The following is a 13265-nucleotide window of genomic DNA, read 5'->3' as shown; positions in this document are numbered from 1 at the left end:
TCATCCGTATTTTATTTTTTAACTGTCAACCCAAGATCAATTCCATTTTAACATCACTTCGGGCATAGGGTAAATCCTTTTCGAGTGCTACATCCTTAAATCCAAATTTACGATAGATGTGTAAAGCAGTGGGGAGTTTTGTGCTTGAGTAAAGAGTAAGCGCATCCCAGTTGTTCTTTTTAGCGAAATCTATAGCAAAAGCCAATAACTGTTGTCCAATCTTTAATCCTTGATAGTTGGAGTCAACTGCCATTTTTCCTAATTCATAGTGGTTCTCTTTATAAGGGATCAAGGAAAAACATCCAACGGGAGTATTTTCGTATTCTCCCATAAAAATATATCCTCCAATGCCTATAATGGCGTTTTCACAGTCTCCCAATAGTAGCGCGTCTTTAGGTTCTACATAGAAGTATTTTTCGAGCCATGCTAGGTTTAAATCCTTGAAATGGCTGGTATGTTCAGGCTGAAAGGGAATTATTTTTAAAGACATGCTTTTTTCGAAGTAACGCGTTTCATCGGTAAAGTTAGGGCTTTCAACGGATTAGGATTCTTTACGATCTAATTTTTTTGGTCTAAAAAATCTAAACTGAAAATCCAGCCGTATATAGACTGATACAAACAAATACTTAAGCAAATTTAACGAGAGTAATTAATTTTTACATTATGACTGAAACAAAAAGTAACAACGGATTAAAGGTATTGGCTGGCTTGCTTGGCGTAGTACTATTAGGTGTTATCATTTATACGGTTAGTCTTTATCAAGAAAAGAAAAAGAACGAAGCTGTGTTATCACAAGAAAAAGAGTTGGTTGTTGAAGATTTAAACAGCTTAAAGTCTGAATATGACAAAGCGATTTTAGAAAGCAATGCAACAAACGAAGAGCTAGTTTCTGCAAGAGATAATATTGCAAAATATATCGATTCTGTTAAAACTATGAAAGCTGACATTTCTTCTTTGTCTCGATATAGAAGACAGGTAAGCGTTTTAAAGGCTGAGAGAGAGCAATTGTTAAAGCAAGTTGATTCTTTAAAGCAATCTAATACTTTAATCGCTATGCAACGCGATTCGACTTACACTGAGCTAGAGAAACAAACAGTTTTCAATGACTCGTTAGTAGTTCAAAATACACAGTTGGCCGATGTAGTTGAAAAAGGTTCTGCTTTGAACTTGACGACATTCAACGTAGATGCCGTTAAAGAGCGTAAGAGTGGAAAATTGGTTTCTACATCTAGAGCAAAGTCTACTGATAAATTCAAGATCTGCTTTACCGTTGCGAACAACGTAATCGCAGGAGCTGGTGATAGAGAGTTTTTCTTAGAAGTTCTTGACCCTCAAGGAAACGTTTTGGGAGAAAGCTATTCTAAAACTAACGATGCTGGTGCTTCCGTAACGTATAGCAAAGGAACAAACTTCTACTACGAAAATAAAGCTTTAGATGTTTGTGATTATATCAGTAAGCCTGCTGGTGATTTCCAAAAAGGAAACTACATGGTAAATGTTTATGATGACAGATTAAAGTTATTGGGAACTTCTAAGTTCACATTGAAGTAAGATATATACACTATCCATTAATAAAAAGGGGTCAATCCATTCGGTTTGACCCTTTTTTTGTTCTTTATGTGGTTGGCACAAACATCGACCCTATAGGGAGCAAAGGTTTATAGCATACTGCAACCTGGGTAGACTTTTTTCGAACCGTCTTTATTTTAAACTGCCGACCATATCTTCAGGTTTTACCCAGGCCTCATATTCCGCTGCAGTGACATAACCTAGGTTGACCGCTTCTGTTTTTAAGGTGGTTCCATTTTTATGAGCGGTATTGGCAATTTCCGCGGCCTTGTAATATCCTATTTTGGTATTCAAAGCCGTAACCAACATTAGAGAATTGTTTAATAGCTCTTTAATAACCTCATGGTTTGGTTCAATTCCAGCGGCACAGTTCTCATCAAAACTGATACATGCATCACCAAGAAGTTCTGCAGATTGTAAAATGTTGGCTGCCATCATCGGTTTGAATACGTTGAGCTCATAGTGGCCTTGAGTACCTCCCATGCTTATGGCGACATCATTGCCCATTACTTGGGCACACACCATAGTTAGCGCCTCGCATTGCGTAGGGTTCACTTTGCCCGGCATAATAGAACTGCCTGGTTCATTGGCCGGAATAATAATTTCCCCTATCCCAGATCGAGGTCCTGATGCCATCATGCGTATATCATTGGCAATTTTATTGAGCGAAACAGCAAGCTGTTTCAACGCTCCGTGGCTTTCTACAATAGCATCGTGTGCCGCAAGCGCCTCAAACTTATTTTCTGCAGTTTTGAAAGGTAATCCTGTGAATTCGGCAATGTATTTTGCCACAAGAACATCATAGCCTTTGGGCGTATTGAGCCCCGTTCCGACGGCGGTACCACCAAGCGCTAATTCGCTTAAGTGATCTAGAGTGTTTTCTAAAGCCTTAAGTCCGTGATCAAGTTGCGAAACATATCCTGAGAATTCTTGGCCCAAGGTTAGGGGAGTGGCATCCATCAAATGCGTACGACCAATTTTCACCACATCAGCAAAGGTTTCAGACTTCTTGGCTAATGTATTTCTAAGTTGAGTAACCCCAGGAATAGTAGTCGCTATGATCTTTTTGTAAGCCGCTATGTGCATTCCAGTTGGGAAAGTGTCATTAGAAGACTGCGATTTGTTGACATCATCGTTGGGTTGAATCGTTTTTTCACCCTCCCCGATTACTTTTCCGGCCATTTCGTGTGCTCGATTGGCGATTACTTCGTTTACATTCATGTTACTCTGTGTACCCGAACCCGTCTGCCAGATTACCAAGGGAAACTGGTCATCGTGCTTACCTGCCAAGATTTCATCGCAAACCGCGGCAATCATATCGCGTTTTTGAGCTGTCAAAACTCCTAGTTCACAGTTCGTGAAAGCTGCCGCTTTTTTTAGATAGGCAAATCCGTAAACCACATCTAACGGCATAGAAGCAGCAGGGCCAATTTTAAAATTGTTTCGAGAACGTTCAGTTTGTGCACCCCAATATTTATCGGATGGAACTTCTACTTTGCCCATCGTATCTTTTTCAATTCTAAAACTCATGTCTTGCTGATTTTTTTGTTGTCACAAAGTTAGCGGTTTGTGATTTTATTTCCTGCCGGGAATAAAATTAATCCGTAATTTTTCGATTTTGATTTGCAGTATTTACCCTTTTCAAAGTATCTTTGCTGCATAAAATTGATATTCATGTTCGAATTCGACCAGTATTTGGGTTTTTTAGCATTTTTGACCATCCTCACTATAGGGTTTTGGTTGATGATATTTTTATTGACTTTTGTAGTACCGTACTGGTTGTTCGGAAATATCCGTGAACTTTTAAAAGAAAGGCGCGATAAGAAAAGAGCAGCGCGAAATGCATAAATAATTAAAAAGCCGTTTGAGTATTCAAACGGCTTTTTAATTTTCTGTAATCAGTATATGCCACCAATTGGGTTTTACCCTTGTTCTTCAAACTCTCCATCATCACCGCCATTTCGACGCTCACCATTCCTTTTTTTCTTTTGATTAAAGCGATAGGTAAATGATAAATTTATCGAGCGAACTCTAAATTGAGACTCGTTATCACTTTCGAAGAAGGGTGTGAACGTTTCACTTATTCGTTTGCGACTATTGAAAACATCACTCACGTTTAAGGCCAAGGAGGCCTTTTCTTTTAACAAATCTTTGCTAAATGCAAGGCTAACAGAAGCGATACCTTTACTTCTTGATTGTGCTGTTTCCCTTGGGCCACGATAGAAAAAACGTGTTTGCCAGTCAATGTTTTCGAATAAGGTTATTTTATTATTTAAACGCACAAACCAACTTAAGTTTTCAGCATCAAAGTTTTGCCCGTTAAAATCTCCCCTTGTAATGAGGTTGAACATATTGAAGTTACCGTTGATGTTCCAATTTCTATTGGGCCTATAGCTCGTGGTGAATTCTAATCCGTAGCGATCGTTCTTGGCTAAATTGACGGGGGTTCTTCGCAATATACTTACTTGCTGACCATCAAAAAAAGTATCTTCCCCGGTATCCTCAGTAATAAACGTAATGACATCTGTAGCCCTTTGGAAATATATAGATGCATTTAGCGTCACTTTTTCAAAACGGTTAAGATATCCGAAATCTACCTGGTTGCTAAAGGATGGAGTAAGATTAGGGTTTCCTTGGAATAAATTCGTGGGACTTGATCGAGATGGAAACGGGTTTAAGAAAAATGATCTTGGGCGCCTTAGCCTTCTGTTATACCCTAGCGAGAGGCTTTGCTTTTCAGTAATTTCATAATTCAAGTTCAATGTTGGAAAGAAACCATCAAAGTTATTTCTATTGAAATCACTACGCTCTACCAGATTGATGATAAGTCGAGTGGCTTCATAGCGCAACCCAGCCAAGTAGTTAAATTTTTTGATTTTGCTTCCAAATTGAGCGTAAACTGCGTTTATAGTTTCTTTAAAGTCAAGTACATTACTCGGATTGGTAATTCCTAATTCATCAATGGTTGGTTGAATAAACACAACGTCATAATCTGTTTCCAAACGATTGAAATCACCACGGTACCCTAGTTCAAACTGGTGGTTTTCTCCTATGGGAAGTACATAGTCGGCTTGCATAAAAACACGTCTTTGATCTTCTGCTGTGCGCACCGTTTCACTGTCAAAACCATTTTGTTGAATGAGCGATGCCTCAACCTCCTCACTGGTTTCGTATTGAAAGGCATAGGTTAGTTTATGCCCAGAATCATTGAACTTTTTATCATAGTTAAAAGAATATTGAAAGGTATTATCGTCTTCGGTTTCCGCATCGAATCGAAACCCACTGGTGCCATTCAAATCCGTATCTAGTTGGGAAAAGTTATTCGTGGTTTCGCTTGAATTGTCTGAGCTGCGAATAAAAATGCTCTGCGTTATCGAAGCAGTTTCATTGACATACCATTCTACTCCGAAATTGGTATTGATTCCTTTGCGCAGTCGTTCTCGCGTTCCATCTTCGGTGATACTATTGGTAAAATTGCCGTCTTGGTCAAAGAAATTGGTGTTATTAAACGTATTTCCAGGAGAGTTGCGATAATTATATCCGGTATTGGTAAAAATATTGATATCGCCGGTTCGGTAATTTAAATTTCCATTTAAACCAAAACGAGCAGGGTCTCCTATGTTGGCGGTTAATGCCCCGTTCATTCCTTGGAGCTTACTCCTTCTTAAAACAATATTGATAATTCCGCCAGAACCCTCAGCATCATATCTAGCAGAGGGAGAGGTAATAACTTCTACTTTCTCTATAGATTCGGCCGGCAATTGTTGCAGGGCTTCGGTTGAATTTAGGCCGGTGATAGCAGATGGTTTTCCATCGATCAAAATGCGTACGTCGTCATTACCACGCAGTTGTACATTACCCTCTACATCTACTGACACAGAAGGAACATTATCGAGCACGTCACTTACCGTTCCGCCGCTTACGGTCAAATCTTTTCCAACATTGTAAATCTTTTTGTCTAGACGAATTTCTACTGTAGTTTTTTCTGCGATGACTTCAACACCTTCCAGTTGGGCGACATCCGGGGCCAACTTGATAGTACCGAGATCGGTTGTGCTGCGAAAAACCTGTGCTTTAAGTTGGTATGAAGTAAATGAGATGTATTCAACACTGACATCATAGCGTCCGGGCATGGTTTCAACCGCGAACTTTCCTTCGGCATTTGTAATGCCACCAGTGATTTTTGTGCTATCTCTAAGGCTTTGTAAAACTAAGGTTGCGTATTCAAGAGGTTCGTTCGTTTCTTGATCTAAAACGGTTCCTGTTATGGTGATCGGGCTTGGTCTTTGTCCTCCTCGAGCTTGTGGTCTTTGTGCGTAAGTGGTAAATACGATTAGGAAAATGGTTAAGGGGAGGAGTTTCTTCATATTAGCCTTTTGATTTTTTCTTTTTCTTCTTTTTTCGCTTTTCCTCTTTCTTCATTTGCTTTTGCATTTTGGCAACGCCATCTTTCTGCATCTGAACAAAAGCTTCATATTTCTCAAGAGGAAGACCTGCCTTGAGTTCTTCATCTTGTCGTTCTGTTATTTTTTGATACGCTTCGCGCATTTTATCTGCAGGAAGTTTTAATATCTGCAATTCAATACGTTCTTGAACATACTTTTTAAGGGTAGTGCTCAAAACGGCCTTTTCAAATTCATCCAATCCTAAGGTTTCTGCTATTGCCGGCATCTCTGCATCTACTATTTGAGCTGCAGTTTTTGGCTCAGGTGCTTTCGGTGTTGTCGGTCCGGCTTGAGGAATTGCACTTCTTCCACGGCCATAACCATATGCCCCTCTACCGCCATAGCCTCCATACCCATAACCTCCGCCGCCATAGCCGTATCCATATTGTGCTTGAATTTCTGAAGCTCCCAGTAAAAGAATAAATAGTACGATTAAATGTTTAATATTGGTTTTCATAGGACTGAACTTTATATTGATTTCAAAATTAGATGATGGTTTAACCGCGATAGGTTAAATGTTTGTTAAAAACAACATAGCAACAAATGTACCAAAACTCAGGGAAGGTGAATGAAATTGCCTAGTTATAGTACTTCTTGTATCGCTTCTGGCGGTCTTCCAATAATTGCTTTGTTACCATTAACCACAATAGGGCGTTCGATTAACTTTGGATGAAGGATCATGGCATCTAGAATTTCCTCATCAGAAAGTAGCTTCCCGCGATAATTCTCTTTCCAAACGGCTTCGTTTTTTCGAACCAAATTCTCGGGTGATATGTCCAGACAACTGAGAACACTGCGTAATTCTTCCTTTGTGGGAATCTCTTCTAAATACTTGATCACTTCAAAGGGTTTTCCAGATTGCTCTAGTATGGCTAATCCTTCTCGAGATTTTCTACATCTTGGATTGTGGTATATTTTTAGCATGTTTGTTTAATCTTTAGGTTTGTTGCTGTAGGGCCAAGGTGGAGTTCATTTTTGGTTCGAAGAACTATCCCTCATTGGCACCTAGCTATTTTTAATTTTCCTCTTCTTTTTGTCCCATCGCCATCAAATAGGCCTTTAAAAAACGGTCAATATCGCCATCCAATACCGCATCTACGTTTCCCGTTTCCTCTGCGGTACGCACGTCTTTAACCAATTTGTAGGGGTGCATTACATAGTTGCGAATTTGAGATCCCCATTCTATTTTCATTTTTGAGGATTCAATTTCCTGGCGTGCTTCCATCTTTTTTCGGAGTTCGATTTCGTACAACTGTGATTTCAGCATCTTCATGGCGGTAGCCCTGTTGTCGTGTTGACTGCGAGAGTCTGAACAAGAAATTTGAATACCGGTAGGATGATGCACCAACTGTACCTTGGTTTCTACCTTGTTTACGTTTTGCCCGCCCGCACCGCTTGACCGGGCCGTTGTAATCGTAATATCTGCTGGATTCACATCAACCTCAATACTATCATCTACCAGCGGGTAAACATAAACAGAAACAAACGAGGTATGCCGCTTTGCATTGCTGTCGAAAGGCGAAATACGCACCAAACGGTGTACTCCATTTTCGCTTTTAAGCCATCCGAAAGCAAAATCACCGTTTATTTCTAAGGTGACGGTTTTTATTCCGGCTACATCACCTTCTTGGTAGTTGAGTTCTTTCACCTTATAACCGTTTTTTTCGCTCCACATCATATACATGCGCATAAGCATTGCAGCCCAATCGCAGCTTTCAGTTCCTCCTGCACCAGCAGTAATTTGAAGTACTGCAGGGAGTTCATCTCCTTCTTCTGAAAGCATGTTCTTGAACTCTAGTTTTTCAAGATGGTTTAGGGTTTTCTCATAGTGCACATTTACCTCCTTTTCGGTTACTTCGTCTTCCTGTTGAAATTCGATTAGTACCTCAAGGTCTCCGACTAAGGAATTGGCAACATTAAAGTCATCCACCCATTGTTTTTTAGATTGAATGAATTTCATATGGGCCTGTGCTTCCTGCGGGTTGTCCCAGAAGTTGGGAGCAAGCGTTTTTTCCTGCTCGTTTTCTATTTCTATAAGCTTGGCATCAATGTCAAAGATACCTCCTTAACGCACCAAGGCGATCTTGAAGACCTTTGTAGTGGTCAGTCGTAATTGTCATTCTAACTCCTTTTCGGCAAAAATAGGGTATAACTCTTGTTGTGCAATCAATTTTATCTAAATTTAGAGCTGACTAATTCCATTGGACACATATATTATGAAACACCATCTACCTCTAACATTTTTATTTGTTTTTATCTCCACGCTGTTAAGTGCACAATTCGCTGAAAAAAGTAAGGATTTTCAAAAGTTTAATGGATTTTTCAATTTTCAATATGATGCGAAGACCGATAAAATTTATTTGGAGGTAGCTGATCTAGAAAAAGAGTTTCTTTATGTCTCTTCTTTAAGTAGTGGCATCGGTAGTAATGATATTGGCTTGGACAGAGGGCAGCTTGGAAGCACCCAAGTTGTTTTCTTTAAGAAAGCAGGTAATAAATTGTTGCTGGTACAGCCGAATATGGATTTTAGAGCTTTGACAGATAATGTGTTGGAGAAGAAGTCGGTGGAGCAAGCTTTTGCTAAATCTATTTTAGGGGGCTTTATGATTGAGTCAGAATCCAAGGGAAAATACACCATTGATATCACAGATTTCCTAATGCAGGACACCCATGGCGTTATCGGAAGACTAAAACGAAATAAGCAAGGCGCATATAAGCTTGATAAAACCAAGAGTGCAATGGCTTTAGAACGCACCAAGGCATTTCCAAAGAACATTGAGTTGGATGTAACTTTGACCTTTGCCGGTAATCCGGAAGGAAGAAATATTCGTTCAGTTACACCAAATGCTAAATTGGTTACTGTAGCGCAACATCACTCGTTTATTGAACTGCCTGATACTGGTTATCAGCAAAGAGCATTTGACCCGCGATCTGGAGCCGGTGCATTTTCATATTACGATTACGCTACCCCAGTAGAATCTCCAATTTTAAAACGCTTTATTCGAAGACATCGTTTGGAAAAGAAAGACCCTAGCGCTGCAATCAGTGAAGCAGTAACACCTATTATTTATTATTTGGATAATGGCACTCCAGAACCTGTTCGTTCGGCTTTACTGGAAGGCGGACGATGGTGGAATCAGGCTTTCGAAGCTATAGGGTACAAAGATGCTTTTCAAGTGAAAATGCTGCCAGATGATGCCGACCCGCTAGATGTGAGATACAATGTAATTCAATGGGTACATCGTTCTACTAGGGGGTGGAGTTATGGTGCAAGTGTAACCGACCCAAGAACCGGTGAGATTATGAAAGGCCATGTGAGTTTGGGAAGTTTACGAATTCGTCAAGACTTTCTAATTGCTCAAGCTTTGATGAACAAACCTTATGCTGAACGAGACGATAATCACAAGCCGATGTTAGATATGGCCATTGCCCGTATTCGCCAACTTTCGGCACATGAAATCGGACATACCCTTGGTTTTGCACACAATTATGCGGCAAGTACGAACAATCGTGCTTCGGTAATGGACTATCCGCATCCGCAGTTTTCTGTAAAGGATGGCGCTATCGATTTTTCAAATGCCTATGCCGTAGGAATAGGAGATTGGGACAAGGTTTCGGTGGCCTATTCGTATGAAACCTTTGCTGAAGGGGCAAATGAAAAGGAAGAATTGAATAAGATCTTAGAAAAGTCCGCTGCCGATGGTTTACGCTTTATAACAGATCAAGATGCGCGTCCGCAAGGTAGTGCTCATGTTTTAGCACATTTATGGGATAACGGTAAAAGTGTCAGTGCAGAGTTAGATGCCATGCTGGAGGTGCGAAAAACTGCCATCGACAACTTTTCTATTGATAATATCCCAACGAATCAACCGAATTCTGTATTAGAGGATGTTTTTGTGCCCTTGTACTTCTTTCACAGATATCAAACGGAAGCCGTCGCCAAGGTGGTTGGTGGCTTAGAATACAACTACGCGGTTAAAGGAGATGGGCAAGAGACGGTTCGCGTTGTAGATAAGGCAATGCAAGAAAAAGCCTTAAAAAGTATATTAAAAACTTTAGATGCTTCCATAATTGGCATTCCAAAAGAAAAATTGAGCTTGTTTCCTCCCAGAGCCTTTGGCTATGGGAGAACTAGAGAATCTATTACTGGGAAGACTGGGGTCACTTTTGATGCCCTTTCTGCTGCTGAAACGGCTGCTGATATGACCTTAGCCTTATTACTGCATCCAGAAAGAGCTAGTCGTTTGATTCAGCAAAAGGCTACCAACCCCAAAAATATTGGACTGCAAGATGTTTTAGATCAAGTGGTTTCTACTACACTGATGCGTAGTCAAAAGGACTCCTATATCAGCGAAGTGCAAACTACCATAAATTTTCGCGTTCTTTTTCACTTAATGAATTTAGCAGCTCATAATAATGTGCATCCGCAAGTAAATGCAATAGCCAATAAGAAATTAGATGCTTTAAAATCAGCTTTTATGATTAATGGTGGCGATGCTAATAAGGCCGAAATGGTTCGACGAATAAATGCGTTCATGAAGAATCCCGATAAATTTAAGGTGGTTCCGTCTCCGAAGTTACCAGATGGTTCCCCTATTGGAATGGGGTGTTTTCATTAATAGAAAATAATCACAAAAAACAAACTCAGATCTAAGTTACATGCCATGGCAGTTGAAGTTGATTATTTGATTTGAATTTTAATTCATAATTCCCTTGGAAATAAATCTAATTAGCGATACAGTTACAAAACCTACCCCAGGAATGTTGGACGCCATGCTGTCTGCAGAAGTAGGTGATGATGTTTTTAAAGCTGACCCGAGCGTAAACGCCCTAGAAGAGAAAGTGGCGCGCATGTTTAACAAAGAAGCCGCCTTATTTTTTCCTTCGGGCACTATGACCAATCAAACAGCTATCAAGCTTCATACCAATGCGGGTGACCAACTGATTTGTGATAAATATGCACATATCTATAACTATGAAGGCGGAGGTGTCAGCTTTAATAGTGGGGTATCATGTAAATTGGTTGATGGCCATCGCGGTATGATGACAGCAGAGCAGGTTGAAGCGGCCATAAATCCCCCAGATTTTTATCACAGTCCGTTGACCACATTAGTCTGTATCGAAAACACCGCGAATAAGGGTGGTGGGGCGTGTTGGAAATTTGAGGAACTAAAGCGGATAAAGAAAATCTGTGCAGAACATGATTTGAGCTATCATTTAGATGGTGCTCGCTTATGGAACGCATTGGTTGCCAAAAAAGAAACCGCTGATCAATATGGCGATTTGTTTGACACCATCAGTGTATGCCTTAGTAAGGGCCTGGGATGCCCTGTTGGTTCAGTTTTGGTTGGAAGCGTATCAGATATAGAAAAAGCACTTCGCATTCGCAAGGTTTTTGGGGGCGGAATGCGCCAGGCAGGATTTTTAGCCGCTGCCGCAAGCTATGCGTTAGAACATCAAGTTGAACGTTTAGCCGCAGATCATAAAAAAGCCAAAGAGTTAGGTGTTGTTCTAGAAGGCTTATCTTTTATAAAGAAAGTAGAGCCAATAGAGACCAATATTATAATTTTTGAAATCGATAACGCTAAAATGAGCAGTGAATCGTTTGTCGAGAAGTTAAAAGAGAAAAACGTTCATATCATTGGCATGGGCCAGGGGAAGCTTCGCATAGTTACCCACCTCGATTACACCGATGATATGCACGCTAGTTTTATAGCACTGTTGCAAAAATTATAATTGGTTTGATTCCGATAAGAAATTAATTCTGCTAATGAGATTTTTTATTCCGTTTTCCATACCTGCTTCAGATCCATATAGCAAGCTATTGCCAATGATTTCCCCATTATTGTTTTTTAAACAAAAAAGGAATTTTCCGCTATGATTAGTCTTTCTTTCTATAGTGTTGCGGTTTCTTTTTAAAGTTGTCAAAGAATCGACCACTTCATCTACCGTTATCTTGTTGGAGAAAGTTACACTATTTAGCAGGGCTTGACCGCTCTCAGCTTTCAATATAAAGCAATAGTCATCAATTGCATTTTTTTTGATTTCAATCATTTCTAAAGAGTTACACTCCATTAAAAATACGCTTTTCAAGCGTCTATATGGTATTGATCTAGTCACAAATAAATTGAAAACCACAATTTACTTTTTCATAGAGTGCCATGTATTCAGACAAAGACTTTTCTGAAAGCAGGTTAAAGCAGTGCTGTTTATCTCATTTCCATGGGCGCAGTTGTTGCTGGCGAATGACTATTCAACGCCAAAAACCAAAAACTGCTGTACCGAAGGGCTTTTCAAAACGCCCCCTTTATTTCGTGAAAAACGGCTAATTATGATTTATACTTTTCAAGAAGATCTAGATGGTATCGGGTTTCGCCATTCATGCTATACCCAGAGTACATATCCAGTTCTTTGCCATTCTTATCTAATATTTTGAGAAGTGGCACTGCTCCTTTTTTGTTCAATTTAGAAGAGAGTTCTTTGTTATGCTGTAATTGTTCAACAGTAAGAAGGTCTCTGTTCATGGGAATATCGATATAAAGAAGAACATACTTATCGGCAAGCGCCATAAAATCAGCAGATTCGAACAAATCTTTCTTTAGCATCTTACAGGGTTGACACCAATCGCTTCCTGTAAAATAAACCAAAACATTCTTATTGTTTTTCGTTGCGGATTGCATAGCTGTCTCGTAATTGGTCAGCCATTGATTGTCAGCAACCATCGTCTTATCGGCTTGAGAAGACATAAAAAATGGTAAAATTAAAAATAGGAGCAGGTATTTCATCTTTGTATTTTTAACTATATGGCAATTAGCTTGCCAAAGTATTGCTTAATAGTCTTCTGCTATGCTAACGAAAACTATTAGATTTTTAGTATAGCGCCTCACATTATCTACTTACTTGAATAGGTTGTCCATACCTGGTATGTTCGGCATTCCCGCTTTTGCAACTGCGGCTAGTTCCGATTCGTTGACCTGAGTTGCTTTCTCAATGGCCTTGTTGACAGTTAGTATCAAATAATCCTCCAATTGCTCGATGTCATTCAAAAGACGTTCATCAATTTGAATTTCTTTAATAGTTCTATTGGCTGTTATCACCACCTTCACAAGTCCTTCTGGCGCGCTTTCTTCCAGACTCACCGTATCTAGGCGTTTTTTAGTAGCTTCCACTTTTTGCTGGGTCTCTTTCAGTTTTCCCATCATACCCATCATATCTCCAAACATAATAATCCTTTAACTGTTACTAGATGGT

At 39.8% G+C, this 13265-nt stretch carries 13 protein-coding genes; 4 read left to right on the top strand and 9 right to left on the bottom strand.

Features of this window, described 5'->3' with window-relative positions:
- Window positions 1-25 precede the first annotated feature (25 nt).
- Entirely contained in the window at window positions 26-490 is a 465-nt protein-coding gene (locus tag ABJN95_RS14000; protein ID WP_348371055.1) for a GNAT family N-acetyltransferase, read from the bottom strand.
- A 173-nt stretch (window positions 491-663) separates the two neighbouring features.
- Here ABJN95_RS14000 and ABJN95_RS13995 point away from each other — a divergent pair, with 173 nt between their 5' ends.
- Window positions 664-1551: a hypothetical protein gene (locus ABJN95_RS13995; protein ID WP_348371053.1), complete on the top strand. Its 888-nt coding sequence runs from the start codon at window positions 664-666 to the stop codon at window positions 1549-1551.
- Between the two features lie 150 nt (window positions 1552-1701).
- On the opposite strand, the gene fumC is transcribed toward ABJN95_RS13995, so the two are convergent.
- Window positions 1702-3099, bottom strand: coding sequence for a class II fumarate hydratase (gene fumC / locus ABJN95_RS13990; protein WP_348371051.1), 1398 nt, complete (start codon window positions 3097-3099; stop codon window positions 1702-1704).
- 144 nt (window positions 3100-3243) lie between these two features.
- On the opposite strand from fumC, the gene ABJN95_RS13985 reads away from it, so the two are divergent.
- Window positions 3244-3417, top strand: coding sequence for a hypothetical protein (locus ABJN95_RS13985; protein ID WP_348371050.1), 174 nt, complete (start codon window positions 3244-3246; stop codon window positions 3415-3417).
- Window positions 3418-3491: 74 nt separating this feature from the next.
- Here the strand turns inward: ABJN95_RS13985 and ABJN95_RS13980 are convergent, their stop codons facing one another.
- From ABJN95_RS13980 to prfB, 4 genes are all read right to left on the bottom strand, one after another.
- On the bottom strand, window positions 3492-5936 hold the full coding sequence (locus tag ABJN95_RS13980; protein ID WP_348371048.1) for a TonB-dependent receptor: 2445 nt from the start codon (window positions 5934-5936) through the stop codon (window positions 3492-3494).
- A gap of 1 nt (window position 5937) precedes the next feature.
- On the bottom strand, window positions 5938-6471 hold the full coding sequence (locus tag ABJN95_RS13975) for a hypothetical protein (protein WP_348371046.1): 534 nt from the start codon (window positions 6469-6471) through the stop codon (window positions 5938-5940).
- 125 nt (window positions 6472-6596) lie between these two features.
- Entirely contained in the window at window positions 6597-6938 is a 342-nt protein-coding gene (gene arsC, locus ABJN95_RS13970; protein WP_348371044.1) for an arsenate reductase (glutaredoxin), read from the bottom strand.
- A gap of 91 nt (window positions 6939-7029) precedes the next feature.
- Window positions 7030-8134 (bottom strand): peptide chain release factor 2 gene (prfB, locus tag ABJN95_RS13965; RefSeq protein ID WP_348371043.1). Its coding sequence is split into 2 segments (ribosomal slippage): window positions 7030-8067 and window positions 8069-8134, totalling 1104 coding nucleotides; the frame shifts between segments, so codons are not numbered across the junction.
- Window positions 8135-8230: 96 nt separating this feature from the next.
- Here prfB and ABJN95_RS13960 point away from each other — a divergent pair.
- Window positions 8231-10633, top strand: coding sequence for a zinc-dependent metalloprotease (locus ABJN95_RS13960; RefSeq protein WP_348371042.1), 2403 nt, complete (start codon window positions 8231-8233; stop codon window positions 10631-10633).
- Between the two features lie 94 nt (window positions 10634-10727).
- A complete protein-coding gene (locus ABJN95_RS13955; RefSeq protein WP_348371040.1) occupies window positions 10728-11750 on the top strand; it encodes a GntG family PLP-dependent aldolase in 1023 nt (340 codons plus the stop codon).
- On the opposite strand, the gene ABJN95_RS13950 is transcribed toward ABJN95_RS13955, so the two are convergent.
- From ABJN95_RS13950 to ABJN95_RS13940, 3 genes are all read right to left on the bottom strand, one after another.
- Complete coding sequence (locus ABJN95_RS13950; RefSeq protein ID WP_348371038.1) at window positions 11745-12068, bottom strand: YegP family protein; 324 nt, start codon at window positions 12066-12068, stop codon at window positions 11745-11747. The two genes, ABJN95_RS13955 and ABJN95_RS13950, sit on opposite strands and share 6 nt — an antisense overlap.
- A 275-nt stretch (window positions 12069-12343) precedes the next feature.
- A complete protein-coding gene (locus ABJN95_RS13945) occupies window positions 12344-12799 on the bottom strand; it encodes a thioredoxin family protein (RefSeq protein ID WP_348371036.1) in 456 nt (151 codons plus the stop codon).
- A gap of 111 nt (window positions 12800-12910) precedes the next feature.
- Window positions 12911-13237 (bottom strand): YbaB/EbfC family nucleoid-associated protein, encoded by a 327-nt coding sequence (locus tag ABJN95_RS13940; RefSeq protein WP_348371034.1) that lies wholly within the window; start codon window positions 13235-13237, stop codon window positions 12911-12913.
- Between the last annotated feature and the right edge of the window lie 28 nt (window positions 13238-13265).

This window comes from Maribacter sp. (genome assembly GCF_039974175.1).
Classification (GTDB): Bacteria; Bacteroidota; Bacteroidia; order Flavobacteriales; family Flavobacteriaceae; genus Maribacter_C.
The sequence above is the reverse complement of the archived record's forward strand: the minus strand, read 5'-3'. Positions and strand labels throughout refer to the sequence as shown.

What these genes read in the sequence shown, in the direction of transcription:
- ABJN95_RS13960 (WP_348371042.1), top strand. Translation starts at nt 8,231, where the DNA reads ATGAAACACCATCTACCTCTAACATTTTTATTTGTTTTTATCTCCACG.
- ABJN95_RS13985 (WP_348371050.1), top strand. Translation starts at nt 3,244, where the DNA reads ATGTTCGAATTCGACCAGTATTTGGGTTTTTTAGCATTTTTGACCATC.
- ABJN95_RS14000 (WP_348371055.1), bottom strand. Translation starts at nt 490, where the DNA reads ATGTCTTTAAAAATAATTCCCTTTCAGCCTGAACATACCAGCCATTTC.
- ABJN95_RS13950 (WP_348371038.1), bottom strand. Translation starts at nt 12,068, where the DNA reads ATGATTGAAATCAAAAAAAATGCAATTGATGACTATTGCTTTATATTG.
- arsC (WP_348371044.1), bottom strand. Translation starts at nt 6,938, where the DNA reads ATGCTAAAAATATACCACAATCCAAGATGTAGAAAATCTCGAGAAGGA.
- ABJN95_RS13995 (WP_348371053.1), top strand. Translation starts at nt 664, where the DNA reads ATGACTGAAACAAAAAGTAACAACGGATTAAAGGTATTGGCTGGCTTG.
- ABJN95_RS13940 (WP_348371034.1), bottom strand. Translation starts at nt 13,237, where the DNA reads ATGTTTGGAGATATGATGGGTATGATGGGAAAACTGAAAGAGACCCAG.
- ABJN95_RS13945 (WP_348371036.1), bottom strand. Translation starts at nt 12,799, where the DNA reads ATGAAATACCTGCTCCTATTTTTAATTTTACCATTTTTTATGTCTTCT.
- ABJN95_RS13980 (WP_348371048.1), bottom strand. Translation starts at nt 5,936, where the DNA reads ATGAAGAAACTCCTCCCCTTAACCATTTTCCTAATCGTATTTACCACT.
- ABJN95_RS13975 (WP_348371046.1), bottom strand. Translation starts at nt 6,471, where the DNA reads ATGAAAACCAATATTAAACATTTAATCGTACTATTTATTCTTTTACTG.
- fumC (WP_348371051.1), bottom strand. Translation starts at nt 3,099, where the DNA reads ATGAGTTTTAGAATTGAAAAAGATACGATGGGCAAAGTAGAAGTTCCA.